Below are 23,932 nucleotides of genomic sequence, written 5' to 3'. Positions count from 1 at the left end.
CATGGACAAGGGCCAACGAAGCACTTATTCGGTGCTCCCATGACAACGAAGGAACGTTGCGGGGTGAAGTGGAGGCAGTGGTTCTTGATCCGCAGTCTGATGCTGCTGGTGGCGTTGATGCCGAGCACGAGGGGCGAGGTGGTGGAGTCGGCCGATGTGATGCCGAAGGTCACGTCTCAACCCAGGCCGATCTATCCGTTCGCGATGCGACGGGCCGGGATCACTGGCGAGGTGTTGATCAATTTTGTGGTCGATACCGACGGGCGGGTGGCGGTGGCGCACGTGGAGCGCGCGAGTCATCCGGGGTTTCGCGAGGCCGCTTTGGACTCGGTCTACAAATGGCGCTTCAAGCCAGCCATGTTGGATGGTCGCAAAGTAGCCGCGCGCATGCGGGTGCCGATGATCTTCAACATCACTGGCGGCGACACCTCGAAGGGTTGGCAGGTGAAGCGGCCGAAGTCGCACCCCGAATCGCTGCCGGAGGCGTTCCGTTGGCACAAGCCGCCCGAACTGGTTTGGTATGCGGCGCCGGTTTACCCGCGGCAGGCGGTCCTCGACCGACAGGGGGCCACCGTTTTGGTGAAGTTCGTGGTCGATGCGGTGGGTCGGGTGATCGCGACGGAGGCGGAGGGGGACGCGGACGCGGCTTTCAAACACGCGGCCGAGGCGGCGGTGCGAAGCTTCCGGTTCAACCCCGCGGCTCACAAAAGTGGCGCACCGTGCGGTGCGATCCTCTCGATGGAGTTTGATTTCCGCCCCAACAACGACCGGAGCGACGCTCCCTACACCTCGGAGATGCGCCGCGTCGCCAAGTTGCTGCGGGAAGAACCCGACCAGATCCGCACCTTGAAAGATCTCCCGCGGCCGCCGATCGCGGTCGCGCAACGGGAACCGACGGTGCCAGTGGAGCTGATGAAGACGCCGCGCCCGGCTGAGGCGTTGGTCGAGTTTGTGATCACGCGCAACGGAGTGGTGGTTTTGCCGCAGATCGTCTCAACCACCGACGAGGCCTTTGGTTACGCGGCGCTGCAGGCCGTGGCTGATTGGGGGTTCGCCCCGCCCTACATCGGCGACGAGCCCGTGGATGTGGTCGCGCGGATCCCGCTGGTCTACAAGCCACCGGCGGTGGAGGAGGCGAAATAGGGTCGCCGGAAGTCGCGAGTTCAGTTTGATGGACCTCATGTCCGATGACTCCTCCACCCCACCCGCGCCGAGCCTCGGCCAAGTCGCCATCACGGTCGCCGACGTGGCGGCCGCGAAGGGATTTTACCGCGATATCCTGGGACTGGGTTTTCTCTTCGACGCCGGGCCGAACCTGGCCTTTTTGCAGGCCGGGGACGTGCGGGTGATGTTGACGACACCCCAAGGGCACGGTGAACCCGGGAAGAACTCGGTGTTCTATTTCAAAGTCACCGACATCGTGACCGCGCATGCCGCGATGGTGGCCAAAGGGGCGACGAACGAGCGCGCGCCCGCGATGGCGGCGCCGATGCCGGACCATGACCTGTGGACCGGTTTCCTGCGCGACCCGGAGGGTAACCTGGTGGGCCTGATGGAAGAAGTGCGACCGCCCGCAAACCGATGAAAGGTCCCCTCATTGCCCTCGTTCTGCTCGCCGCCACCGCCGGTGGGTTGTGGTGGTATGCCGACCAGCGGAACACGCGGATTGCGGCCGAGAAGGAAGCGGCGCGATTGGCGGCCGAACAGGAGTTGCGCGATGCCCGGGTGGCGATGTTTGGGGAAACGGCACTCGACGAAGCGATCGCCTGGACCGATTCCGGACTGGGTATCAAACACCTGGTGGAAGGATCCGGCGTGCAGCCCTTGCCTGGCGGGTATGTGAAGTTCAACTACGTGGTCCGGCTGGCCGATGGCACGGAGGTGCAGCGGACGGAGAAACCCACGGAGGCACGCATCGGGCAGATGATTCCCGGCATGTCTTCCGGTCTGCAGCAGATGAAGGTGGGCGGAAAGGCGATCCTCTTGATTCCGCCGAAGTTGGGCTACGGCCGATCGGGTTACGCCACGATTCCGCCGAATGCCGGGCTGGTTTTCGAAATCGAGCTGCTGGAGCCCTGATCGCCGGTCAATGGCGCGGCTTGAGGTGCCGCGGCAACTTCGGGGCCGGGCAGCTGCAGGAACCGCCCGAGGCACAACCCGATGATGACTTCTTGCGCAGTGCGTTGCGCAGCAGGTAGACGGCCGCGGCGGCGACGATCAGGAGAGTCAGGAGGGTCTGGGTGGAGGAAGACACGGGAAAGGCTCAGAATCCGAGCGCGGTGCCGGCCTGGTAGATGATCAGGCACAGCAGCCAGGCGAAGCCCGTTTGGTAGCCGATTTGGAAGAGGGGCCAGCGCCAGGAGTTGGTTTCGCGGCGCACGACCGCGACCGTGCTCACGCATTGCATGGCGAAAACATAGAAGACCATGAGGGTGAGGCAAACGAGCGGGGTGAAAAGCGGACGACCGTCGGGCCAGGTGGCGTCGCGCAGCGCCTGGAGAAGAGGTGCGGTGTCCTCTTCATCCTCCTCGACGTTGAACACCACGCTGGTCGCGCTCACAAACACCTCACGGGCGGCAAACGAGCTGACCAGGCCGATGCCAATCTCCCAATTGAAGCCGAGCGGCTTGATGAGGGGCTCGATGGCGTGCCCCACCTTTCCGGCGTAGCTCTGCGCGACCTGTTCGCCGGGCGTGGCGTCGTCACCAGCTTTCGGATACGCGGTCAACGCCCACAGCACGATGGAAATGGCGAGGATGATGGTGCCGGCTCGTTTGAGGAACAACCAAGCCCGTTCGATCATGTGGCGAAGCACGTCGACCATGCGCGGCAGCCGGTAGGGAGGAAGCTCCATGATCATGAGCGGAGGCTCGCCCTTCAGCAGCGTGCGTTTGAAGAGCCAGGCAAAGCCAAAGGCGCCCACGGTCCCGAGGGTATACATCAGGAGCATGAGACCCACTTTGGTGAGAACGGGCACCTCGCCGCTCGGGACGAGGGCGGCGATCATGAGCAGGTAGACCGGCAGGCGGGCGGAGCAGCTCATGAAGGGAGCGACCAGGATGGTGACGAGTCGGTCCTTGGGATCCTCGATGGTGCGAGTGGCCATGATACCGGGGATGGCGCAGGCGTAGGAGCTGAGCAGAGGGATGAAGGATTTCCCGTTCAGGCCGACGCGGCTCATCAGCCGGTCCATGATAAAGGCGGCGCGGGCCATGTAACCGGTGCTTTCCAATAGACCGATGAAGAAGAACAGGATCAGGATCTGGGGGAGAAACACGACCACGCCCCCTACCCCGGCGATGGCGCCGTCGGTAATGAGATCGCGGAGGTCGCCGGGGGCCATGGAGTTTTTCACGACGTCGGCGAGGGCGGCAACGGCTTCTTCGATGAGGCCCATGGGATATTCCGCCAGCGTGAAGATACTGAGGAAGAGCAGGGTCATGATCGACCCGAGCACCACCCAACCCCAGAGGCTGTGCGTCACGAGTGCGTCGATTTGATCGGAGACATTTTCGGGCGCGACGGTGGCGGCGGATTTGACGGAAATCTGCGTCAGTTTGCCGATCGCTTCGTAGCGGGCGCCGACGAGGCTGCCCGACCAATCGGTGCCGTCCTCCTGCCAGCGCTTTTTCCAGGTATTGAGAATGGTGGTGGTGCGATCGCTGAGTGGCTGGGATCCGGCGACGCGCAGGGGATCCTGATCGGTGAGGAGGAGCAGGGCTTCGGCGCGGGCAATGAGCGGGGGCTTTTTGTCGGAGTCCTGCAGGGATGCCTGCAATTCCGAGACGGCCGGAGCGATGGCGGAGGGAACGGTCCACCGATGTTTGGGCAAAGGAGAGTCGGCGCGGCTCATGGCCAGCTTGAGCTCGATAAGTCCCTGACCACGGGAGGCCTGGGTGGCGATGACGGGAATGCCCAATTCTTTCTCGAGGTGGTCGATGCGAATTTGCAGGCCAGCTGAGGTGGCCATGTCCATCATGTTGACCACGAGGATGACCGGACGACCGAGGTCGAGGACCTGGTGAACAAGGTAGAGGTTACGTTCGAGATTGGAGGCGTCGACGATGCAGACGATGCGATCCGGCATCTGCGTGTCGGCGCGCCGGCCCAGCAGCACATCGCGCGTGACCGCTTCGTCCGGGGAACGGGCGGCCAGCGAGTAGGCGCCAGGCAGATCGATGACGGTCATGGCCTGACCGTGCTGGGAGTAGGCGGTGCCGACCTTGCGTTCGACGGTGACACCGGGGTAGTTGCCGACCTTCTGTTTGAGGCCGGTCAGCGCGTTGAAGAGCGTGGTCTTGCCGCAATTGGGGTTGCCGACGAGCGCGTAAACGGGGGCCCGCGATGGCTTTTTGATGTGATCGGGCAAGGACATGGGGCGGCTCAGGCGGAAGTTTCGACCAGGATGTGTTCGGCTTCGGTCTTGCGCAGGGTGAGGTTGTAGCCGCGGATCTTCACCTCAATCGGGTCACCCAAGGGGGCGCGACGCACCAATGTGATACTGGTGCCGGGCAGCATGCCCATTTCACGGAGACGCAAAAACGCGGAACCGGACAAGGGGTATTCGCGGACGGTCGCGGTGGTTCCAGGTGAGAGGGTGGAGAGCGGAACGGTGGCGGACATAGGGACGCGGTCGGGCAAGGCAGGCAGGATGGTGCCGCGCCTCAGGTGGTCGAAATCAGAATCTGACTCGCGGCGGCGTGACTGAGCGCGATCCGGGTGCCGTTGACTTGGCAGATGATGGTCGAACGACCGGATATTTTGGTGACGGTAGCGGATTCGCCGAAACCGAGTTCGCGGACGCGTTGCTTGAAAGACCCCTCACCAGTAAGCTCGCAGACGCGGCCGGAGCCGCCAGCGGGAAGCTGGCAGAGCGGAAGCCGGACGTTGGTTGAGTTCGGGTGCATCAAGGGAGGCAGAGTCGACTGAGACTCAGTTTCATTGTCAACTGAGTCTGAGATATCGGCACAAAAAAGCGCACCCCGTAGGGTGCGCTTCGGAAAGGTTGTGCCAGCGAAGGATCAGCTCGACGGGCTGACCACGATCACGTTGCCGTTGCCCGGGACCTCAACCACGACTTGGCCTTGGTTGGCCTGAGTGGCGGCGGCGGCGAGGGCGGTTTGCAGTGCGTTGCGCTGGGCGGCGGTCATCTGGCCGAGGTTGGCGATGGTGATCTCGTTGGTGGAACCGTCGGTGGTGCCAGCGCCCGTGCGGGTCACGGTGACGGTGGTGCCGTCGGCAGTCCACTCGATGAGGAAGGTGCCGTAGGAGAGGTTGAGGGTAGCGGTGAGGATGGTCGGCTGTTCAACCGGTTCTTCCACTTCGAACTCGGTGTCGACCACTTCCTGAGCGGCCTCAGCGGCGGCTTCGGCGTTTGCCTGCACGTCTTGACCGGTTTCAGCTGAACCTTGCGCGGCGCCTTGGGTAGCGCCGGTAGCGGCGGCGTTGGCGACGGCTTGAGTGCTCACACCGGCGGATTGAGCGCCAGCGACGGCGCCGGAGGTGGAACCGGTGGCGGCAGCCGAGGAGACGGCGGTGGTGTCAGCACCAGACGCAGCGGCGGCGGTGACAGCACCAGAGGTCGCGCCGGAGGAAGCGGCTTGGGCGACGGAGGAGGTGTCGGCGCCGGCGGCGGCGGCAGCAGTCACGGCACCGTTGGAGGCACCGGACGAGGCGGCTTGGGCGATAGCGGTGACGCTGCTGCCCGTGGAGGCAGCCGCGGTCACGGCACCGGACGTTGCGCCGGATGAAGCGGCTTGAGCGGCGGCCGCGACATCACCGCCGGACGCGGCGGCAGCAGAAACGGCTCCGGACGTCGCACCGGCCGATGCGGCCTGAGCGACTGCGGCGACATCAGCACCGGCTGCAGCCGCGGATTCGACGGCGGCTTCGGTAACCGCAGAGGCGATCGCGGAAATGTCTGCACCGGGCTCAGAGGAGACATCGGCCACGATCGAAGAGATGGCGGCTTGGACGGCTGCGGCGTCACTGATGTTAACGCCGGCGGCTGCGAGGGCTTGTTGAACGGCGGCTTTACCTTGAACGCCACCGGCGCGGATGGCGGCACGTTGGGCGGCGGTGAGAGTAACAGTCTGAGCGAAGGCGACTGCGCTGATCACAAAGCTGATCAGGAGGCCCTTGGTGAGGAGGCGGATGAATTTCATGGCGGTATTAGGAATGAAAGGGGAGGTATGAATCAGGGATGATGGCAGAATCCGCAAGACATATGAACAGAATAGAAGATGCAAATAAATTGTCGTTGGGTTCGGCAGCGACAATTGCCGGTTGGGCAGCACAAATTCAGCCAAACCGCATCCGTTTGGCAAAAATGTCGGTGTTTTACCTTAGCGTCGACGGCGTTTGATGCCCAGCTGAGCGACGGAGAAGCGCACGACGCTTTCCAAACGCTCGATCTCTGCCGGGTCGATTTTGCTCTCTTTGGCTTCCTTCAGGGCCTGTTGGGCCCGCTGCATGGCCTTTTCGACGACATCTTCGTCGATGGCGTTTTCCTCGATGGCGTGTTCGGCCAGGATGGAAACCTTGTCGCCTTGGACTTGGACGAAGCCATCGCCGATGATGAGGGCTTCGGTGGCGTTGCCCTTGGTGACCCGGAGCTCGCCATCGGCGACTTGGGACAGCAAAGGCAAGTGACCGGGCAGCACGCCGATTTCACCCTCGACGGTGGGAATGACCACGTTGTCGACGGTGTCGGAATAGACCCGTGCCTCCGGGGTGACGATTTCGAGGGTGAGTGCCATGATGGTGCAGGCGCAGAATTGCCTTATTTCTTGCCGGCGGCCTCGAGGACTTCGTCGATCGAGCCCTTCATGTAGAAGTCGCCTTCCGGCACGTCGTCGAGTTCGCCGTCGAGGATCATCTTGAAGCCGCGGACGGTGTCCTTGACGCCGACATACTTACCCGGCGAACCGGTGAAGACTTCGGCCACGTGGAAGGGCTGGGAAAGGAAGCGCTGGATCTTGCGGGCGCGATAGACGGTGAGTTTGTCCTCAGGGGAGAGCTCATCGAGACCGAGAATGGCGATGATATCCTGGAGATCCTTGTAGCGCTGCAGCACGCGCTGCACTTCGCGGGCGACCTTGTAGTGCTCCTCGCCCACGACCGCGGGTTCGAGGGCCTTGGACACCGAGGCGAGCGGGTCGACGGCCGGGTAAATACCGAGCTCGGCGATGGCGCGCTCCAACACGATGGTGGAGTCCAAGTGGGCAAAGGTGTTTGCCGGGGCCGGGTCCGTGAGGTCGTCGGCCGGCACATACACCGCCTGGAAGGAGGTGATGGAACCCTTCTTGGTCGAGGTGATGCGCTCTTGGAGGAGGCCCATCTCGTTGGAGAGGGTCGGCTGGTAACCCACCGCGGACGGGGAGCGACCGAGGAGCGCGGACACCTCGGAACCGGCCTGGGAGAAGCGGAAGATGTTGTCGACGAAGAGGAGCACGTCCTGGTTCTTCTCGTCGCGGAAGTATTCGGTCATGGCGAGGGCCGAGAGGGCGACGCGCATACGGGCGCCGGGCGGCTCGTTCATCTGACCGTAAACGAGGGCGACCTTGGACTTGGAAATGTCGTTTTGGTCGATAACGCCCGCGTCGGACATTTCGTGGTAGAGGTCATTGCCTTCACGGGAACGCTCACCCACACCGGCGAACACGGAGAAACCACCGTGCGCCTTGGCGATGTTGTTGATGAGCTCCATGATGACGACGGTCTTGCCCACGCCGGCACCACCGAAGGCACCGACCTTGCCGCCCTTGGTGAAGGGCGCGATGAGGTCGACGACCTTGATGCCCGTCTCGAGGATCTGGGCTTCGGTGTCCTGGTCGACCAAGGCCGGGGGCTGACGGTGAATGGGATACTTCTTCTCGTGAGGAACGTCGCCGCGGCCGTCCACCGGGGCGCCGGTGACGTCGAAGATGCGGCCGAGCACGCCCTCACCCACCGGCACAGAGATCGGCGCGCCGGAGTCGGTCACGGTCATGCCGCGCTTGAGGCCCTCGGAGGAGGACATGGCAATGGAACGCGCCACGCCGCCGCCCAAGTGCTGCTGGATTTCCAGCGTGAGATGCTCGGTCTTGCCACTGACCTCGAAGTCCACGGTGAGGGCTTGGTAGATGGGGGGGATGCTGTTCTCGGCGAACTGCACGTCGACGACGGGGCCGATGACTTGGACGATTTTGCCGGTATTCATTTTGAAAAAGTGCGGGAAGCGGGAGGCGGAGAGGTTGGGACAGATTAGGCCGCGGTGAACTGGGCGGCGGCGATTTCGAGAATTTCCTGAGTGATGGCGGCCTGACGGGCCTTGTTGTATTCGAGCGTGAGGTCGTCGAGCAGCTTGGAGGCGTTGTCCTTGGCGGTCTTCATGGCGACCATACGGGCGCTGTGCTCGGAGGCCTTGGTGGAGAGCGCGACCTGGTAGAGGTAACGCTTCACGTAGAAAGGCAGCAGCGCTTCGAGGACGGTCTGCGCGTCGGGCTCGAAGATCATGAGGCGATCGTCGGCCATTTCCTTGGCGCGGTCGGCCGCGTGATCGTCGGCGAGGTGCGAGACAAACTCCTTCAAGTTGGCCAAGGGCAGCAGCGGACGATGCGTCGGCTCCTGCACGAGGGTGTTTTTGAAGCGCGGATAGATGACCTCGATGGTGTCGATCTCGCCCTTGAGGAAGAGGTCGATCATGTAGTCACCGATGGCCTGGATCTCACCGAAGGGCACCTTGTCGTGGATGCCGAAGTCGGCCACGACGTTGCGCTTGGAGCGGGCGAGGAACTGCGAGCCCTTGCGACCGGAGACGACGAACTTGGCGTTGTCCTTGATGTCGCTGACCAGCTTGAAGAGGTTGGCGTTGAGCGGACCGCAGAGACCCTTGTCGGTCGTGATGAGGAGAATACCGCGGGTCTTGACCTCGCGGGGCTGCAGGAAGGGATGGAGGCTGCCGTCGACCTTGTCGGCAAGGGCGGCGAGCATGTCGGCCATGAGGACGGCGTAGGCGCGACCGGCGGTGGCCGAGGCCTGGGCCTTCTTCATCTTCGACGCAGCGACCAACTCCATCGCCTTGGTGATCTGGCGAGTGTTCTTGACCGACTTGATGCGTCGGCGGATGTCGCGGGTGGAAGGCATTTAGAAAAAGCGCGCGAAGGTCGCGGGTTTAGCTTTGGGAAGCGGCCCACTCGTCGCAGGCGGTCTTGAGCTCGGCTTCGATCTCGTCGGTGAGTTTGGCGGTCTCGCGGATCTTGGTGAGGAGGGCGTCCTTGCGGGTGGCGAAGAACTCGCGCAGCGACTCGGCCGCGGCCTGCACCTTGGCGGTGTCGATCTTGGCGTAGTAGTCCTTCTGGAGAGCCCAGAGGGTGACGACCTGCTGTTCGATCGGAATCGGGTTGAAGGCGGGCTGCTTGAAGAGTTCGACGATGCGGTTACCGCGGTCGAGCTGAGCCTTGGTCTTGGCGTCGAGGTCGGAGCCGAACTGGGCGAAGGCGGCGAGTTCGCGGAACTGGGCGAGCTCACCCTTGAGTTTACCACCGACCTGCTTGGTGGCCTTGATCTGCGCGGCGGAACCCACGCGGGACACTGACAGACCGACGGACACCGCGGGGCGGATACCTTGGTTGAAGAGGTCGGTTTCGAGGAAGATCTGACCGTCGGTGATGGAGATCACGTTGGTCGGAATGTAGGCGGACACGTCGCCGGCCTGGGTCTCGATGATCGGCAGCGCGGTGAGCGAGCCCTTGCCGTCGAGACGAGCGGAACGCTCGAGGAGGCGGCTGTGGAGGTAGAAGACGTCACCCGGGTAGGCTTCGCGGCCGGAGGGGCGCTTCAGGATGAGGGAGATCTGGCGGTAGGCGACGGCGTGCTTGGAGAGGTCATCGTAGACGATGAGCGCGTCCATGTCGTTTTCCATGAACCACTCGCCGATGGCGGCGCCAGAGAACGGAGCGAGGTATTGGTTGGCCGGATTGTCGGCGGCGGGAGCAGCGACGATCACGGTGAACTCGAGCGCACCGGCGGCCTCGAGGGCGGCGAGTGTGCGGACGATGTTGGAGTTCTTCTGACCGACGGCGACGTAGATCGAGTAAACCGGGCGGAACTTCGGATCACCGGAGGCGAGGCCGACCTTGTTGATCTTGGCCTGGTTGATGATGGTATCGATCGCGATGGTGGTCTTGCCGGTGCCGCGGTCGCCGATGATGAGCTCACGCTGGCCGCGACCGATCGGAATCATGGAGTCGATGGCCTGGATGCCGGTGAAGAGGGGCTGGTCGACCGACTTGCGGGCGATGATGCCGGGGGCGATGCGCTCGACCGGGTAGGTCTCCTTGGCGTCGACCGGACCCTTGCCGTCGACCGGGTTGCCGATGGCGTCGACGGTGCGGCCGAGGAGGCCTTTGCCGACGGGCACGGAAAGGAGGGTGCCGGTGGTGAGGACCTCGTCGCCTTCCTTGAGTTGGGAAACGTCGCCGAGGACGACGCAGCCGACCTCGTCCTCTTCCAAGTTCAGCGCGATGCCGGTGGCGCCGCCGGGGAACTTCACCATTTCGTTATACATCACGTCGGAGAGGCCATCGATCTTGGCCACGCCGTCGGCGACGGTGCGAATGGTGCCGGTGTTTTTCTTAACCGCCTTGTTGGAAAGGTTGGCGATTTGGGATTCGATTTGTTCGAGGACGGTGCTCATGGCGGCGCGGGGCGCGGTTGAAGTTTGAGGAGGTTGGTTTGTTGAAAGGGAGGGAAATCAGACCGAGGCGGCGAGGGCGTCGAGTTGGCCGCTGACGGTGGATTCGTAAACGTCGTCGGCGATGCGGACGCGGAGGCCGGCGATGAGGTCGTCGTTGCGTTTGCCGGTGGCGGCGACCTGGCGCTTGTATTTCTGGGTCAGGGCGCCGCCGATGGCGGCGAGGACGTCGGTCGAAATTTCGCCGGCGTGTTCAACGACGGCGTTGGACTTGGCGAGTTCCTGGGCGATGCGGCGGTGGTAGGCCTTGAGCACGGCCAGCGGCTGAGCGGGCGGATGCTTTTCGAGGTAGGCCAGCACGCCGGCGACGCGCTCGGCGTCAACGGCACCTTCGCTGCTCAAGCTCAGCTCGGCGAGCTGTTTGGCGAGTTGGGTGGATTGTTTGGAGGTGGCCACGTGGAAAAAGCTGAAACGCTGAAATTAAGAAACGCTGAAACGAGTCAGCTTAGGCGACGGTGAGCTCCTTGGCGGCGGCGTCGTTGAAGCGCTTGCGCTCGTCGTCGGAGAGTTCCTTGGCCAGAACCTGGCGGGTGGTGGCGACCACGAGGCGGGCGATTTCGCCGCGGGCTTCGGCGATCATCTTGCGATGCTCGAGCTCGGTGGCGTGCTGGGCCTTGGCGATGATCTCCTGGGCCTTGGTGGTGGCTTCCTGGGTTTGTTTTTCCATGAAGGCCTTGGCGGAGTTGCGGGCCTCTTCGACGATCTTGGTGGCGTCGCCCTGGGCCTGCTTGATGATGTTGGCGCTTTCGGCTTGGGCGGCGTCGAGCTTGGCCTTCATGTCCTCGGCGTGCTTGATGCCGGCGTCGATCGCAGACTGACGCTCTTCCATCGTGCCAATGACGGGCTTGATGATCTTGAAGTATACGACAGCGAAGAAGATCAGGAAGCCGATCAGCTGCAGGACGATGTAGCGTCCTTCGATACCGAAGTCACCGAGCCCGAATTTTTCCAACACGCCATGGGCGGCCTCCGCTTCAGTGGCGGCGAGGATGAGGTTGGTCAGCATAACGAGGAAGTGTTGAGGAGACGGAAGGAAAAGGGGGGCCGCGCCGGCAGGTCGGGGACCTTACCGGCGCGGAAGAAACGAACCTGCTTATTTAGCGAGGAAGAGGGCGAGAATGCCGAGACCTTCGGCGAGCGCCATACCGATGATGGCCTGAACGAGGATCTTACCGGAAGCGCCGGGGTTGCGGCCGACGGCTTCAGCGGCCTTGTAGCCGATGAGGCCCACGCCGATGGCGGCGCCGAGCAGACCGAGACCAGAGGCAATGTTGCCAGAGACTTCAGCGAGGATGGACATGATGTATGTGGTTTAGGTGGTGGTTGCAGTTTCCGCCGTGCACGCTCTTGGCATGCTCCCGACGGGAAAGGGATCAGTGCGCCTCGGCGTGACCCTCCTCGTGGTCGTGATCGTCGCCGTGGTTGCAGATGAGGCCGATGTAGACGGCGCTCAGGAGGGTGAAGACGGTGGCCTGAATGAGGCCGACGAGCATCTCCATGAAGTAGAAGACAAAGAAGAAGCCGGTCCCGTGCAGGAGGTTTTCGCCGCCAAAGATGTTGCCGAAGAGACGGACCGAAAGGGTGAAGGGGCGGATGAGGATGGAGAACACCTCGATGCAACCGACGACGAGGAAGACGAGGGTCAGGATCGGGTAGAGCCAGCCGGGGGTCTCGGATTTGTCGGCCTTGTTGCCGAAGAGATCGACGAAGAGCACCTTCGGGCCGGCATATTTGAAGACGATGATCGCCCAAGCGCCGAAGGAGAGCAGCGCCAGCGCGATGGTGCCGTTGAAGTCGGAGGTGAAGGGACGGATGAGCGGCGTGAAGTGTTCGTTGCCGTGCGCATCATGACCGTGCCAGCCGATGGTGCCGACGCCGGGGATGAGTCCCATCCAGTTGTTGACGAGAATAAAGAGGAACAGCGTCGCGAGCAGCGGGAAGGCGGCAGGGAAGGCCTTCTTGCCGACGATCGGTTCGAAGAGATCACGCAGTCCGGTGATCAGCGCTTCCATCACGGCCTGACCCTTGGAGGGACGGATGGAGGGTTTGCCGACCATCCAGATCAGGAGCAGCACAATGATGCCGGTGAAACCCCACGCGGTGATGATGGCGTTGGTGAAGAGGCCGGACTCGGTGATGACTTCGGCTCGAGGTGAAACACCGGCGCCATCACCCGCCGCGAACGCCGTGGCGGCGCTGGCGAGAAGGAGGGCTGAATTGCGGAGGTTTAAGACCCGGGACATATGCTTCGAGACGGTGCTGGAGAGGACGTGAACGGGAGGTCGTAGGGTATCCGCCCGAGCGTCGTCAACCTCTGAAACCCCTGCAAATCGCGCCCAGGCGCATCATAAGCGCCGGACCGTCCGCAGGCGGGCTGCTGCTAATTGCAACTTTTCCGCGGCAACGGGGCGGCGGTCCGCTTGCGCTCCCCTACCCTGCCCGGCGTTCAGCCACCAACGATTGGTGACTGCGCGCCTTGGCCTCGAAGACCGTTTGCTGCTCGAAGGGCCAGGGCGCAGCCGGGTCGACGTGCCAGTCGGGATGCTCAGCCACGACCTCGTGGGCGGCGGCAAAATAGTCCTCGTGGTCGGTGCGAAAGCAAAGGCGGGTGCCTGGGGCGCAGAAGTTGGCGAGTCGGCTGAGGAAGGCGGGCTGAATCAGCCGGTTCTTCCAATGGCGGCGTTTGGGCCACGGGTCCGGAAACAGCACCAAGATGTTGCGGGTGAAGCGGGTCGCGGGGGGTAGTGCCTCCAGCAGGTCCTCGGCGGCGGCCCGCAGCCAGGTGACGTTGCTCAGGCCGGCGCGGGTGGTTTTGCGATCGGCGCGTTCGAGTCGCTCCTTGATGATGTCGATCGCAATGCAGTGTTGATCGGGGTGGGCGGCGGCGTAGGCGGCCATGTAGTGCCCGTGGCCACAGCCGATCTCCAGGGTGAGGGCCGGATGGGCGAGCGGCACCTGTGTCAAAGCGTCGCGCAGGGCGGTGACGCGTTGGGCATGGATGGCGTGGGCCTCTTCGATCGGCATGGGCGCGGGTAAAAAGCGCGTCCTCCCGCGGTGCAAGAGCCAAGCGCGGCGCGAAGATGTATCGCGGCGGCCATTAGCTCCGTGTCGGTTTGCCGGCGGGCAGCGTGAGGATGAACGTGGTCCCCTGCCCCGCCGTGCTTTCAACGCGAACGCGCCCGCCGTGGAGCTGGATGATGTGTTTGACGATGCTGAGGCCGAGACCGGTGCCGCCCTTGTCGCGAGAACGGCCTTTGTCGACGCGGTAGAAACGTTCGAAAATGTGCGGCAGGTCGTTTTCTGGGATGCCTGGACCGGTGTCAGTCACGTTGATTTCGATTTCGTCGGTGCGGCGCTTGGCACTGACCGTGATCAGGCTCTTGGCTGGCGTGTATTTCAGCGCGTTATCCAGCAGGTTTTCGAAGACTTGGGTGATCTTGAGCGGATCAAGCAGCAGTTTCTCGATGGCTGGATCGATGTCGCACTCCAAGCGGTGGTCGGCGGCGGCGGGTCGACCGCGGTAGTCTTCGACGATGCCGCTGACCAGGTGGTGCAGTGAGGTGGACTCCCGCTGCAGGCCGGGGTTGATCGATTCGAGCCGCGAAAGGGTGAGCAGATCCTCCAGCAGGGAATTGAGCCGTTCCGTGTGGCGGTGAATCGTGGCGAGGAAGCGGGTGCGATCCTCCAGTTCCATCTCGTGGTGGCCGTCAACGAGGGTTTCGACGTAGCCCTTGATCACGCTGAGCGGGGTGCGGAGCTCGTGGGAGACGTTGGCGACAAATTCCTTGCGCACCAACTCGAGGCGCTTCTGCCGGGTGATGTCGTGCAGAACAAAGAGCGCCCATTTGCCCTTGCCGCCGTCGAGCGCTGGAATGGTGCTGCCCGTCACCTCGACCCAACGGGTGTCGGCGTCGTTGTCGAATTCGATGGCGTGCTGCGGTTCTGCCCTGCCCTTGCGCACCGCGTCGACGTAGTTGAGGAAGGCGACGCTGTGCAGCACGACCTCCAGGCGCTGGTCGATGATGTTGGTCGCCTTGGGGAAAATCGCCTGCAAGGCCTTGTTAGCCAGGAGGATGTGGTTGTTTTGGTCAACCAGCAGGACCGCCTCTTGGAGGCTGCCGAGCGTCGCTTCGAGTTGGGTCAGTTGGCTCGACTGTTGGTGCTCGAGCTTTTGAACCGTGGTGATGAGCTGGTTGCTCAGTTGGCAAAATGCGTCCCAATCCGCGTCGAGGGCGCCGGGATTTTCGTCGCGCAGGAAAGGTTGGCGGCGCTCCAGAGACGAGCGGAGGCTGCGCAGCGCGCTGCGGTGTCGCGCCAGTTTCCGCCAGAGCACGATGACGACGACGGCCAGCGCCAGGGAAAGGGTCGTGAGCATGCGGGGCGAAGTTGAATGGCGGTCGTCGGGGTGGAGCGAACGTCGTCGGGCCTATGCGGTGGGGCCCGGTAGATGGACTCAGGCCGATGATTCCTGAGCCCGGCGTTCGGCCATGCGGTAGCCTACCCCGCGAATCGTTTCAATCCATTCGGCTTCGTCGCCCAATTTCTCCCGCAGGCGGCGCACATGCGTGTCGACGGTGCGGGTCTCGATCTCGGTCTCGTAGTTCCAGACGTTGATCAAAAGGTGCTCGCGGGTTTGCACCCGACCGCGGCGCTCCATGAGGAGGTGCAGCAGCTTGAACTCGGTGGCGGTGAGCTCGGCCACGGTGCCATTGATGGTCACTTCATGGCGTTCCGCGTCCAACTCGATGCCGCCGGCGATGAGCTTGGGTGGCGCATCGAGGGGCTTCTCCGTGGTGCGGCGGAGGATGTTTTGCACCCGCAGGACGAGTTCCTTGGTGCTGAAAGGCTTGCAGATATAGTCGTCGGCGCCGGTTTCCAGACCCTGCACGCGATCGTTTTCCTCGACCTTGGCGGTCAGGAAAATGACCGGAACCTGCTTCAGTTTCGGGTCGGCGCGCAGCATGCGGCAGATCTGGATGCCGTTGATCTCGGGCATCATCACATCGAGAATTACGAGGTCGGGCAGGAAGGATCGGGCGATGCCGATGCTCTGCGTCGGATCGTTCACGGTCTCGACGGCAAAACCCTTGGCCTTGAGGTGGTAGGCCACCAAATCAGCGACATCTGACTCATCGTCGACGACCAAAATTTTCTTACGGGAGTTCTCCGGCATCGTGACGAAGTTACCCGTTTGCCACGGACTCTCCTAGCCGATTCCGCTCCCGTTTCACAATTGTTACAACATGCGCAAAGTGATTGCGAAAGCCGGCTATTGTTCGGTTTGTTGGCGGCGTCGGGATTCGATGTAGATCAGTAAGATGCTGATATCCGATGGGTTAACTCCACTGATGCGGCTCGCCTGCCCCAGGGTGAAGGGCTGCGTTTCGGCCAGCTTTTGGGCGCTTTCGGCGCGCAAACCCTTCACAGCCCGGTAGTCCAGGCCCGCCGGGATCTGCACCTTTTCGATGTTGGCCAGCTTGGCGATCTGGCGCTGCTCGCGCTCCAAGTAGCCGCGGTAGCTGACCCGATAGAGCACCTCCTGGCGTGATTCGGGGGCGATGTTTTCAAAGGCCTCGGGCAGCGTCGGCCAGGCTCCATCACCTTGCGAAGCCCGGCGGATATGATCGCCGAAGGTCCCCTGCCCTCCGCCCGGTCGCTGGCTTTCAAAGGTCTGAATCCAGTGCTCGATCTCCGCGACCTTGGCCTCCATGCGGCGCAGGCGCTCGGGCCCCACCAAACCGTGTTGGCGGGCATGGTGCAGCAGCCGGGTTTCGGCGCTGCCGTGATTGAAGAGCAGGCGATGCTCGGCGCGGCTGGTGAACATCCGATACGGCTCCTTGGTGCCCTTGGTCACGAGATCGTCGATGAGCACCCCGATGTAGCCCTCGTGGCGGCCGATCACGAGTGGTGCCTCTCCCCTCGCCTTGTGCACGGCGTTGACCCCCGCGATCAGGCCCTGCGCTGCCGCCTCCTCGTAACCCGAGGTGCCGTTGATTTGCCCGGCAAAGAACAGGTTTTCGAGCTTCTTGGACTCCAAGGACGGGAAAAGCTGAGTCGGCGGTGCAAAATCATACTCCACCGCATAGGCCGGGCGCAGCAACTGGGCCTGCTCCAGCCCAGGCACGGATTGCACCATGCGCATCTGCACGTCGAACGGCAGCGAGGTGGAGAGTCCGTTGATGTAGTATTCGTTGGTGGAGCGGCCCTCCGGCTCCAGGAACAGCAAATGGCGCGGTTTGTCGGCGAAACGGACGAATTTGTCCTCAATGCTGGGGCAATACCGGGGGCCGGTGCCGACGATCTCGCCGGAATACATCGCGGATTTGGTGAGGTTATCTCGGACGATCTGCGCGGTTTCTTCCGTCGTATAGGTCATCCAGCACGAAACCTGGTTGCTGCCGGGCTCCCAACCGAGGCGTTCTTCGCCGGTTTGTTCCACGTGGAACAGATCGGCGTCCTGGCGTGTTTCGTGGAACGCAAACCGGGTTGGCGCGGCGTCGCCGGCCTGCTCGGTCATTTGCGAAAAATCCAGACTGCGGCCCAGCAAGCGCGGCGGCGTGCCGGTTTTGAGGCGTTGCAGCTCGATGCCGGCCTCCTCGAAAGAGGCAGAAAGCGTCTTGGCCGAAAAATCGCCCATCCGACCGCCTTCATTCTTGTTGGTGCCGATGTGCATCAACCCACGCAGGAAGGTGCCGGTGGTGACCACCACGGTCGTGCCGGCGAATTCAAGGTCGAGATTGGTGCGGACCCCGGTGACTTTGCCGTTGGCGGTGGTCAGGCCGGTGACGGTAGCTTGGAAGAGCTGTAGGTTGGGCTGCAGCTCCAGGGTGTGTTTCATCCGGAACTGGTAGGCCTTCTTGTCGGATTGAGCGCGCGGGGACTGGACTGCGAGGCCCTTGGACTCATTGAGGAGGCGGAACTGGATGGCAGTGACGTCGGTGTTGATCGCCATCTCGCCACCGAGCGCATCAATCTCGCGCACCATCTGGCCCTTCGCCTGACCGCCGATGGCGGGGTTGCAGCTCATGGCGGCCACGGTGTCGATGTTGCCGGAGAGGAGTAGGGTGCTCGCGCCCATACGGGAGGCGGCGAGGGCGGCCTCGCAACCGGCATGGCCACCGCCGCAAACAATCACATCGTAAGGTATCTTATTGTAGAGCATCTACTTACCAATGCAGAAAGTGGCGAAGAGCCGGTCCAACATCGCCTCGTTGTCGATGCGACCACCAATTTCGCCGAACGCGTCCAGCACCCCACGAAGGTCACTGGCCAGAAGCTCCGTCGGGCCCTGATTGCGCAGGTTGGCTTGTGCCGCCTGCAGACAATCGGTCGCGCGGCGGAGGGCGTCGGCGTGGCGGGCGTTGATGGCGATCTGGTCATCGGCATCCGCCGGCTGGAAGGTGTCGGCGATCTCGGTGATCCGGGTTTCAAGTGCATCGACGCCTTCGCGGGTGAGGGTGGAAAGGGCCACGGCCGGAAGATCGTCCGGCGGTTGGGCCACCGCAGCCTGACCTTGCAGGAGATCGATCTTGTTGAGAACGACGAGGGTGGTGGCGGGATTCAGACGATGCGCGACATCTGCCGATAGAGCCGGGGCAGGGTGGGTGGCGTCCAGCACCACAAGGGCAAGATCGGCCTCCTCAATGCGCTCGTAGGTTTTTTGGATGCCGAGGGCCTCGACGGTGCCGGGAGTGGGGTTGAGGCCGGCGGTGTCGATCAGCCGCAGGCAATGCGGTCCGACCATCACGGTCTCTTCCAGGTAGTCACGGGTGGTGCCGGGCTCGTCGCTCACGAGCGCCCGATCACGTCCGACCAAGGCATTGAGCAGAGAGCTCTTGCCGGCGTTGGGTTCGCCGAGGATCACCGTCTTGATGCCCTCACGCAGGAGATCGCCGTAGCGATGGGTGGCCAGCAGGCGCTGCGTTCCACGTAGAACATTTCTCAAAATATCGGCCACGATGCCGCGGTCCTCATCGGGCAAATCCTCCTCCGGAAAATCGATGTAGGCCTCGACCCGGGCGAGGCCCAGCAGGAGCTCGTCGGTGAGGCGGGTGAGGTGCTGACCGAGGCTGCCGCGGAGTTGCTGATTGGCCGCCGCCACGGCGCGGGCGCTGCGGGCGTGGATGAGGTCCATCACGGCCTCGGCCTGACTCAAATCCAAGCGTCCATTGAGGAAGGCGCGGCGGGTGAACTCGCCAGCCTCGGCCGGTCGGCATCCGCGCTTAAATAAATCATCCAGAACAAGTTGGGAGATAAGCGGGTTGCCGTGAGTCGAGATTTCCAGGACGTCCTCGCCGGTGTAGGAGGCCGGTCCTTTGAAGGCGGTCACCAGCACGTCGTCGACCACCTGATTGGCCGCATCGCGGTAGGGCAGGTGGGTCGCCGCGCGAGGTGAAAGCGTGGTGCCGAAAATGGCCTCGGCGAGGGTGCCGCAGTCGGGTCCGCTCACGCGCACCACGGCGATCGCCGACGTGCCCTTCGGCGTGGCGGGCGCGGCGATGGTATCGTTGGTGTTGGCGTCGACGGCGGTCATGCGGACACGCAGACCGAACCGGCTAACGCCGTGGACGCAAAACGAAACGCGCGGAGCGCGTGGACCTTACTGGATGGGTTCGACGCGACTACCGTCTTCCACTCGGTCGCCCGGATAAACGATGACGGTATCGCCTTCGCTCAGTCCGGAGCCGACTTCGGTCATGACGCCGTTGGACAAGCCCACCGAGATTTGGCGTTCCTCGGCGTTGCCGCCATCGAGGGCGAAGGTGAGCCACTGGCCGTCGCGTTGGAAAAGGGCACCGGCGGGAACCTGCAAGACGCCGTTGCGCCGATCGCGCTCGATGCGGGCCTCGACACGGTAGCCATCGCCGAGGGTAGGGCGCTCCGCGATGGGTGTCACCAGGTCGGCCAGGACGTTGACGCGTTGTTCCTCCACCCCGAGCGCGGACACCTTGGTGAACGCGGCCGGTTCGACCAGCCGCACGCGAGCCTCAAGCGCTTGGTCGCCACCCCATTGGTCGAGCCACACGGTCGACCCGGGACTGATGGCCACGCCGTCGCGGGACAGCACCTCGATGCGCACCTCGAGGTCGGTCGGATCGCCGACTTCAAGCAACGCCGTGCCGCCGGCGACGATGCGGGCGCTCTCCTGCATGACCCGCAGAACGCGGCCACTCACGGGCGACGTGATTTTCATCAAGGCCGCCTGGTCAGCCGGGCCGGCGAGTCCACGTTCGAGCACCGCCCGCGCCTGTTCCAGCTCGTAGCGGGCGACCTGCAGGGCAAACGTCGCGGCGCGATCCTCCTGCGCGGCGGTGCGCTCGCGGTTTTGTGCGATATCGAGCTCCTGCTGAGACACGAGGCGATCCTTGGCGAGGGTGCGCTGGCGGGCGGCTTCGGTGCGAGCGAGGTCGAGCGCGGCGGCGGCGCGCTCGCGTTGAGCCTCGGCCTGCGCGACCTGGCTCTCGGCCGCGTTCTGGCGGGCCTCGGCCTGCGCGCGACTGCGGGCGTCGAGGATGTCGCCACTGGCGGGCTCGAGCACGGCGAGCACGGTCTGACCGGCCACGACCTCCGCGCCGGGCTTTAGCGTGATGCGTCGCAACTGACCGGATACAGGACTCGAGACCACGTAACGGTGGCGCACTTGCGTGACGCCCTCTTCGTTGACGGTGGCAACCAGATCGCCGCGCGTGACCGGGGCGGTTTCGACCGGGAGGGCCGCGGGCCAAAGGCCGGCCACGATGAAGGCAAGGAGCACGGCGCCGGCGACGTAGCGCCAACCGTTGCGGCGGCGCTGATGCTGATCGCCCGCGTTGGGATCGAACGGGGCAGGGGAGTCGGCGGTTTCGCTCATGGTGGTGATGTCGTTAAAAACTGAATACGTTGAAACTGGCGGCCGTTCATTCGCGGGCCTTGAGCGCGCCGACGAGGTCGAGCTGGTTGAGCTTACGGCAGGCGATGAGGGCGGACAAGGTCGTGGCCAGGGAGATGATGAGCACGGCGTAGGCGTAGTTGGAGGCGGTGAGCACCAGCGGCAGGCGCACGGTCTCGGTGTTGATGCTGCGCAACAGTTCGCCGGCCATGCCGGCGCCGAGCCAGAGACCGAGCGGCACGGCGATGATGGTGAGCACGACCAGTTCACCGACGAGCACGCTGCCCACGTCCCCTTGGCTGAAGCCGAGCACGCGCAGGGTGGCGAGTTCGCGGGCGCGTTCGGAGAGGGCGATGCGGGCGGTGTTGTAGACGATGCCGAAGGCGACGATGGTGGCGAAGGAGGAGTAGAGCACCTGCAGCAGGCCGATGCTTTGCGCGGTGGTGTCGCGGAAGCTTTGCCGCATGGCGTCTTTGATGATCACACCGGAGGCTTGGGGGGTATCCTTGAGTTCGCGGAGGAACTGCGGCCATTGCCCGCGCGCGACGGAAATGAAGGCCCCGTTGATCTGATCGCCTTCGCCGAGCGCGCGATTAAGCGCGTCCAGTTCCATGAACGAGGAGATGCCGGCAAAGTCTTCGGAAAAGGCGGCGACCGGAACCTCAAAGCTCCGGCGTTTGCCCTGCAGCACATTGACGCGAACCGGATCACCCGGTTGGAGCGCAAGCGCGTCCCCCAGCGTTTTGGAGAGGATGATGCCATCGGTCGGCAGCGGCAACGGGCGCTGACCGGGTCCGAGCACGCGGTTGAGGTGGGCGTCGGGAATGAGCCCGTGAATCGCGAGGCGGCGGGTGCGATGGCCGGAGGCGAGCTCGACCGACACGGCGCGGAACGGTTCGGCATGCACCACGCCGGGCAGTTGGGTGAAGTCGTGCAAGGCGCGCAGCGGGCCGGGTTCGACGAGCGAAACGGTGACGGTCTGGCGCTGCACGACATCCCACTGGAAATCCAGGATGTAGCGGATGCCGTCCCGGAAAGCATTGGGGATGATGAGGATACCGGTCGCGAGGGCGAGGGCGATCGCAGTGAACAGAGCCTGCCACGGTTTGCGCTCCAGGTTGCGCAGCGACATGCGCAGGGAGACGGAGAACCACTTGGCGATGCCGAGTCGTTCGGCCAACGCGGGGCGGAAGCTGGCCGGTGGTTCCGGGCGCATGGCCTCGGCCGGCGCGAGTCGGACGACCTTGCGCACGGCGCCGGCGACGCCGAGCAGCGCGGCGGCGGAGCTGGCGATCAGCGCACCCAGAATGGCGCCGGTGGCGGGCACGAACTCCAGTTTGGGGAAGCGGAAAAAGAGGTGATACATGCCGACCAATTGATGGCCGAAAACGAAACCGAAGGCGGTGCCGAGCAGCGTGCCGACGACCACAATCACCAGCGCAAACTTCACGAAGTGCCACGCGATGCTGCGGTGATTGAAGCCAAAGGCCTTGAGGATGGCGATCTGCTCGCGCTGCAAGGCGATCTGTCGGCTCATCACTGAGTGAGTCATGAACGCGGCGACGCTGAGGAACACGAGGGGGAAGCCAAAGGACAGGCCTTCCAGCACGCGGATTTCGTCGTTCACGCGCACATCGGACGGGTGCTCGTCGCGACCATAGGCGCCGAGGCCGCCGTAGGGTTCGAGCACACGATCGATGGCGGCAATGATCTGTGATTCCACCGCGCCGGGGGCGAGCGTGAGCGCGACGTTGTTGAACGCGCCTTTCAGGTTGAAGGCCTCGGCAATCTCCTGCTCGCGCATCCAGAAGATGCCGAAGGTGCGGTTGTCGGGCAGGGCGGAGCCGGGCGGCGCCTCGAACACGTATTGCGGCGCGAGCACAATGCCGGCGACGCGCAGTTCGAGGCGGCTGCCGTTGAGCACGGCGGCAATGTGATCACCGGGCTGCACGTTGTTGGCCTCGGCGAAGGCCTCGCTCACCAGCACCTCGTGGTGGCTCGACGTATCCAAAAGTTGGCCACGCCGGAGGTAGAGCTGATTGAGCAACTGCGGACGGCGCTCGGGCAGGGAGTTGATGAGTCCCGATGCCGGTTCGAGCAGCGACGGCAGATCGAGGGTGACGCGCACCTCGACATTGGTCTCGACGGCGGCGACGCCGGGGATGGCCGCGAGCTCGTCGCGCACGCTGTCGGGCGCGCGCTTGAGCGTGGCGAAAACCTGACCGAAGTGGTGCTTCTCGTAATAGCCGTCGCGCGCGGTGTTGAGCGATTTGATCAGGCTGCGCGTCATGATCATCATCGCGAGGCCGCAGGCCATGACCAAGGCGACGGCGAGGGCCTGCGATTTCAACGCGCGCAGATCGCGCAGCAGTTTGAGATCAAGCAGGCTCATGGGGGAGGGAGTGAAAGGGAGAAGTGAAAGTGAAAGGGTAGGGTGTGACCGCCGGGCGCGCCGTCGATGGGCGCGGTCGGCCCAGCGGTCCGACCCTACCTTGGCGGCATGACGCATCCGCTTTCATGGCTCACCATTCCAGTTCACCCACCGGTCGCGGGTGGGCGTTCGTGCGCGGTTCGCTCAGTCGGCCGTCCGACATGGTGAAGACGCGGTCAGCCATCTCGGCGAGGATGGCATTGTGGGTGATGACGACGGTGAGGGTGCCGAGCTCACGGTTGATGCGTTGCACGGCTTCGAGCACGAGGATGCCGGTCTTCACATCGAGGGCACCGGTCGGTTCGTCGCAGAGCAGGATCTCGGGGCGCTTGGCGATGGCGCGGGCAATGGCGACGCGTTGTTGTTCGCCGCCGGAAAGTTGGGCGGGGAAGTGGTTGGCGCGTTCGGAGAGACCGACGAGTTCGAGCGCCTCGTCGGTGCTCATGGGATTGCGGGTGATCTCGGTGATGAGGCCGATGTTTTCGCGGGCGGTGAGCGAAGGGATGAGGTTGTAGAACTGAAACACGAAGCCGACCACATCGCGGCGGTAGGCGGTGAGACCGGCCTCGTCGGCGTGCCCGACATCCCAGCCGCGGTAGTGGAGCGAGCCGCCGGTCGGCGCATCAAGCCCGCCGACCAGGTTGAGCAAAGTCGATTTGCCCGAGCCCGAGGCGCCGAGCAGCACGACCAGTTCCCCGCCGGGCAGATCGAGATCGACCTCGCGCAGGGCCCGCACCGCGGCGTGGCCGGTGCCGTAGGTTTTGGACAACCCCCGGGCCACCAACAACGGCGACGACGATGCAGCGGATGTGCTCACAAGCGTGCACCCAAGTCCGCCCGCCCTCACCACGCAAGCGCCCGCCCGTGCAATTCGCCGAATTGCGGCGCAGCTAATGCG

General features: G+C 63.9%; 24 protein-coding genes. 3 read left to right on the top strand and 21 right to left on the bottom strand.

The features are described 5' to 3' along the window. Positions 1-39: 39 nt before the first annotated feature. The 3 genes from AC0MRV_RS00195 to AC0MRV_RS00185 are packed head-to-tail and all read left to right on the top strand — an operon-like array spanning position 40 to position 2,079. On the top strand, positions 40-1,143 hold the full coding sequence (locus tag AC0MRV_RS00195; RefSeq protein ID WP_472762387.1) for a TonB family protein: 1,104 nt from the start codon (positions 40-42) through the stop codon (positions 1,141-1,143). A gap of 37 nt (positions 1,144-1,180) precedes the next feature. Then, positions 1,181-1,585 (top strand): VOC family protein, encoded by a 405-nt coding sequence (locus AC0MRV_RS00190; RefSeq protein WP_472762386.1) that lies wholly within the window; start codon positions 1,181-1,183, stop codon positions 1,583-1,585. Continuing rightward, positions 1,582-2,079, top strand: a complete 498-nt coding sequence (locus tag AC0MRV_RS00185; RefSeq protein ID WP_472762385.1) for an FKBP-type peptidyl-prolyl cis-trans isomerase — start codon at positions 1,582-1,584, stop codon at positions 2,077-2,079. The genes AC0MRV_RS00190 and AC0MRV_RS00185 overlap by 4 nt, the downstream gene beginning before the upstream one ends. A 7-nt stretch (positions 2,080-2,086) precedes the next feature. On the opposite strand, the gene AC0MRV_RS00180 is transcribed toward AC0MRV_RS00185, so the two are convergent. From AC0MRV_RS00180 to AC0MRV_RS00080, 21 genes are all read right to left on the bottom strand, one after another. Further along, positions 2,087-2,254, bottom strand: a complete 168-nt coding sequence (locus tag AC0MRV_RS00180; RefSeq protein WP_472762384.1) for a FeoB-associated Cys-rich membrane protein — start codon at positions 2,252-2,254, stop codon at positions 2,087-2,089. Positions 2,255-2,263: 9 nt separating this feature from the next. Beyond that, on the bottom strand, positions 2,264-4,375 hold the full coding sequence (gene feoB, locus AC0MRV_RS00175) for a ferrous iron transport protein B (protein ID WP_472762383.1): 2,112 nt from the start codon (positions 4,373-4,375) through the stop codon (positions 2,264-2,266). 8 nt (positions 4,376-4,383) lie between these two features. After that, a complete protein-coding gene (locus AC0MRV_RS00170; protein ID WP_472762382.1) occupies positions 4,384-4,623 on the bottom strand; it encodes a FeoA family protein in 240 nt (79 codons plus the stop codon). 41 nt (positions 4,624-4,664) lie between these two features. Beyond that, positions 4,665-4,907, bottom strand: a complete 243-nt coding sequence (locus AC0MRV_RS00165) for a FeoA family protein (protein WP_472762381.1) — start codon at positions 4,905-4,907, stop codon at positions 4,665-4,667. 114 nt (positions 4,908-5,021) lie between these two features. Further along, positions 5,022-6,164, bottom strand: coding sequence for a hypothetical protein (locus AC0MRV_RS00160; protein ID WP_472762380.1), 1,143 nt, complete (start codon positions 6,162-6,164; stop codon positions 5,022-5,024). Positions 6,165-6,344: 180 nt separating this feature from the next. Then, positions 6,345-6,758 (bottom strand): ATP synthase F1 subunit epsilon, encoded by a 414-nt coding sequence (atpC, locus tag AC0MRV_RS00155; protein ID WP_472762379.1) that lies wholly within the window; start codon positions 6,756-6,758, stop codon positions 6,345-6,347. A gap of 23 nt (positions 6,759-6,781) precedes the next feature. Continuing rightward, the gene (atpD, locus tag AC0MRV_RS00150) at positions 6,782-8,200 is read right to left on the bottom strand and encodes a F0F1 ATP synthase subunit beta (RefSeq protein ID WP_472762378.1); all 1,419 of its coding nucleotides are present in this window, start codon (positions 8,198-8,200) and stop codon (positions 6,782-6,784) included. A gap of 44 nt (positions 8,201-8,244) precedes the next feature. Further along, on the bottom strand, positions 8,245-9,126 hold the full coding sequence (gene atpG, locus AC0MRV_RS00145; RefSeq protein ID WP_472762377.1) for an ATP synthase F1 subunit gamma: 882 nt from the start codon (positions 9,124-9,126) through the stop codon (positions 8,245-8,247). A 28-nt stretch (positions 9,127-9,154) separates the two neighbouring features. Then, positions 9,155-10,678: a F0F1 ATP synthase subunit alpha gene (atpA, locus tag AC0MRV_RS00140; RefSeq protein ID WP_472762376.1), complete on the bottom strand. Its 1,524-nt coding sequence runs from the start codon at positions 10,676-10,678 to the stop codon at positions 9,155-9,157. Between the two features lie 57 nt (positions 10,679-10,735). Next, on the bottom strand, positions 10,736-11,131 hold the full coding sequence (locus AC0MRV_RS00135) for a F0F1 ATP synthase subunit delta (RefSeq protein ID WP_472762375.1): 396 nt from the start codon (positions 11,129-11,131) through the stop codon (positions 10,736-10,738). 49 nt (positions 11,132-11,180) lie between these two features. After that, the gene (atpF, locus tag AC0MRV_RS00130) at positions 11,181-11,741 is read right to left on the bottom strand and encodes a F0F1 ATP synthase subunit B (protein WP_472762374.1); all 561 of its coding nucleotides are present in this window, start codon (positions 11,739-11,741) and stop codon (positions 11,181-11,183) included. 87 nt (positions 11,742-11,828) lie between these two features. Beyond that, positions 11,829-12,035 carry an ATP synthase F0 subunit C gene (locus AC0MRV_RS00125; RefSeq protein WP_472762373.1) on the bottom strand — a complete coding sequence of 69 codons (207 nt, stop codon included), beginning with the start codon at positions 12,033-12,035 and terminating at the stop codon, positions 11,829-11,831. A 73-nt stretch (positions 12,036-12,108) separates the two neighbouring features. Then, on the bottom strand, positions 12,109-12,978 hold the full coding sequence (locus tag AC0MRV_RS00120) for a F0F1 ATP synthase subunit A (protein WP_472762372.1): 870 nt from the start codon (positions 12,976-12,978) through the stop codon (positions 12,109-12,111). Between the two features lie 187 nt (positions 12,979-13,165). Next, positions 13,166-13,759, bottom strand: coding sequence for a tRNA (guanine(46)-N(7))-methyltransferase TrmB (gene trmB, locus AC0MRV_RS00115; protein ID WP_472762371.1), 594 nt, complete (start codon positions 13,757-13,759; stop codon positions 13,166-13,168). A 73-nt stretch (positions 13,760-13,832) separates the two neighbouring features. Further along, on the bottom strand, positions 13,833-15,110 hold the full coding sequence (locus AC0MRV_RS00110; protein WP_472762370.1) for a sensor histidine kinase: 1,278 nt from the start codon (positions 15,108-15,110) through the stop codon (positions 13,833-13,835). A gap of 78 nt (positions 15,111-15,188) precedes the next feature. Beyond that, entirely contained in the window at positions 15,189-15,908 is a 720-nt protein-coding gene (locus tag AC0MRV_RS00105) for a response regulator (protein WP_472762369.1), read from the bottom strand. Positions 15,909-16,004: 96 nt separating this feature from the next. Beyond that, the gene (gene mnmG / locus AC0MRV_RS00100; RefSeq protein WP_472762368.1) at positions 16,005-17,897 is read right to left on the bottom strand and encodes a tRNA uridine-5-carboxymethylaminomethyl(34) synthesis enzyme MnmG; all 1,893 of its coding nucleotides are present in this window, start codon (positions 17,895-17,897) and stop codon (positions 16,005-16,007) included. After that, the gene (gene mnmE, locus AC0MRV_RS00095) at positions 17,898-19,268 is read right to left on the bottom strand and encodes a tRNA uridine-5-carboxymethylaminomethyl(34) synthesis GTPase MnmE (RefSeq protein WP_472762367.1); all 1,371 of its coding nucleotides are present in this window, start codon (positions 19,266-19,268) and stop codon (positions 17,898-17,900) included. It lies immediately after the preceding gene. A gap of 66 nt (positions 19,269-19,334) precedes the next feature. Continuing rightward, positions 19,335-20,585 carry an efflux RND transporter periplasmic adaptor subunit gene (locus tag AC0MRV_RS00090; RefSeq protein ID WP_472762366.1) on the bottom strand — a complete coding sequence of 417 codons (1,251 nt, stop codon included), beginning with the start codon at positions 20,583-20,585 and terminating at the stop codon, positions 19,335-19,337. A 46-nt stretch (positions 20,586-20,631) separates the two neighbouring features. Next, entirely contained in the window at positions 20,632-22,995 is a 2,364-nt protein-coding gene (locus tag AC0MRV_RS00085; protein WP_472762365.1) for an ABC transporter permease, read from the bottom strand. 130 nt (positions 22,996-23,125) lie between these two features. After that, positions 23,126-23,851, bottom strand: a complete 726-nt coding sequence (locus tag AC0MRV_RS00080) for an ABC transporter ATP-binding protein (RefSeq protein WP_472762364.1) — start codon at positions 23,849-23,851, stop codon at positions 23,126-23,128. Positions 23,852-23,932 lie beyond the last annotated feature (81 nt).

Source organism: Actomonas spartinae, from assembly GCF_051209155.1.
GTDB lineage: Bacteria > Verrucomicrobiota > Verrucomicrobiia > Opitutales > Opitutaceae > Actomonas.
Note: the sequence above shows the minus strand (reverse complement) of the source record. Positions and strands in the feature narration are given on the sequence as shown.

What these genes read in the sequence shown, in the direction of transcription:
- AC0MRV_RS00195 (WP_472762387.1), top strand. Translation starts at nt 40, where the DNA reads ATGACAACGAAGGAACGTTGCGGGGTGAAGTGGAGGCAGTGGTTCTTG.
- AC0MRV_RS00190 (WP_472762386.1), top strand. Translation starts at nt 1,181, where the DNA reads ATGTCCGATGACTCCTCCACCCCACCCGCGCCGAGCCTCGGCCAAGTC.
- AC0MRV_RS00185 (WP_472762385.1), top strand. Translation starts at nt 1,582, where the DNA reads ATGAAAGGTCCCCTCATTGCCCTCGTTCTGCTCGCCGCCACCGCCGGT.
- feoB (WP_472762383.1), bottom strand. Translation starts at nt 4,375, where the DNA reads ATGTCCTTGCCCGATCACATCAAAAAGCCATCGCGGGCCCCCGTTTAC.
- AC0MRV_RS00170 (WP_472762382.1), bottom strand. Translation starts at nt 4,623, where the DNA reads ATGTCCGCCACCGTTCCGCTCTCCACCCTCTCACCTGGAACCACCGCG.
- AC0MRV_RS00165 (WP_472762381.1), bottom strand. Translation starts at nt 4,907, where the DNA reads ATGCACCCGAACTCAACCAACGTCCGGCTTCCGCTCTGCCAGCTTCCC.
- AC0MRV_RS00160 (WP_472762380.1), bottom strand. Translation starts at nt 6,164, where the DNA reads ATGAAATTCATCCGCCTCCTCACCAAGGGCCTCCTGATCAGCTTTGTG.
- atpC (WP_472762379.1), bottom strand. Translation starts at nt 6,758, where the DNA reads ATGGCACTCACCCTCGAAATCGTCACCCCGGAGGCACGGGTCTATTCC.
- atpD (WP_472762378.1), bottom strand. Translation starts at nt 8,200, where the DNA reads ATGAATACCGGCAAAATCGTCCAAGTCATCGGCCCCGTCGTCGACGTG.
- atpG (WP_472762377.1), bottom strand. Translation starts at nt 9,126, where the DNA reads ATGCCTTCCACCCGCGACATCCGCCGACGCATCAAGTCGGTCAAGAAC.
- atpA (WP_472762376.1), bottom strand. Translation starts at nt 10,678, where the DNA reads ATGAGCACCGTCCTCGAACAAATCGAATCCCAAATCGCCAACCTTTCC.
- atpF (WP_472762374.1), bottom strand. Translation starts at nt 11,741, where the DNA reads ATGCTGACCAACCTCATCCTCGCCGCCACTGAAGCGGAGGCCGCCCAT.
- AC0MRV_RS00125 (WP_472762373.1), bottom strand. Translation starts at nt 12,035, where the DNA reads ATGTCCATCCTCGCTGAAGTCTCTGGCAACATTGCCTCTGGTCTCGGT.
- AC0MRV_RS00120 (WP_472762372.1), bottom strand. Translation starts at nt 12,978, where the DNA reads ATGTCCCGGGTCTTAAACCTCCGCAATTCAGCCCTCCTTCTCGCCAGC.
- trmB (WP_472762371.1), bottom strand. Translation starts at nt 13,759, where the DNA reads ATGCCGATCGAAGAGGCCCACGCCATCCATGCCCAACGCGTCACCGCC.
- AC0MRV_RS00110 (WP_472762370.1), bottom strand. Translation starts at nt 15,110, where the DNA reads ATGCTCACGACCCTTTCCCTGGCGCTGGCCGTCGTCGTCATCGTGCTC.
- AC0MRV_RS00105 (WP_472762369.1), bottom strand. Translation starts at nt 15,908, where the DNA reads ATGCCGGAGAACTCCCGTAAGAAAATTTTGGTCGTCGACGATGAGTCA.
- mnmG (WP_472762368.1), bottom strand. Translation starts at nt 17,897, where the DNA reads ATGCTCTACAATAAGATACCTTACGATGTGATTGTTTGCGGCGGTGGC.
- mnmE (WP_472762367.1), bottom strand. Translation starts at nt 19,268, where the DNA reads ATGACCGCCGTCGACGCCAACACCAACGATACCATCGCCGCGCCCGCC.
- AC0MRV_RS00090 (WP_472762366.1), bottom strand. Translation starts at nt 20,585, where the DNA reads ATGAGCGAAACCGCCGACTCCCCTGCCCCGTTCGATCCCAACGCGGGC.
- AC0MRV_RS00085 (WP_472762365.1), bottom strand. Translation starts at nt 22,995, where the DNA reads ATGAGCCTGCTTGATCTCAAACTGCTGCGCGATCTGCGCGCGTTGAAA.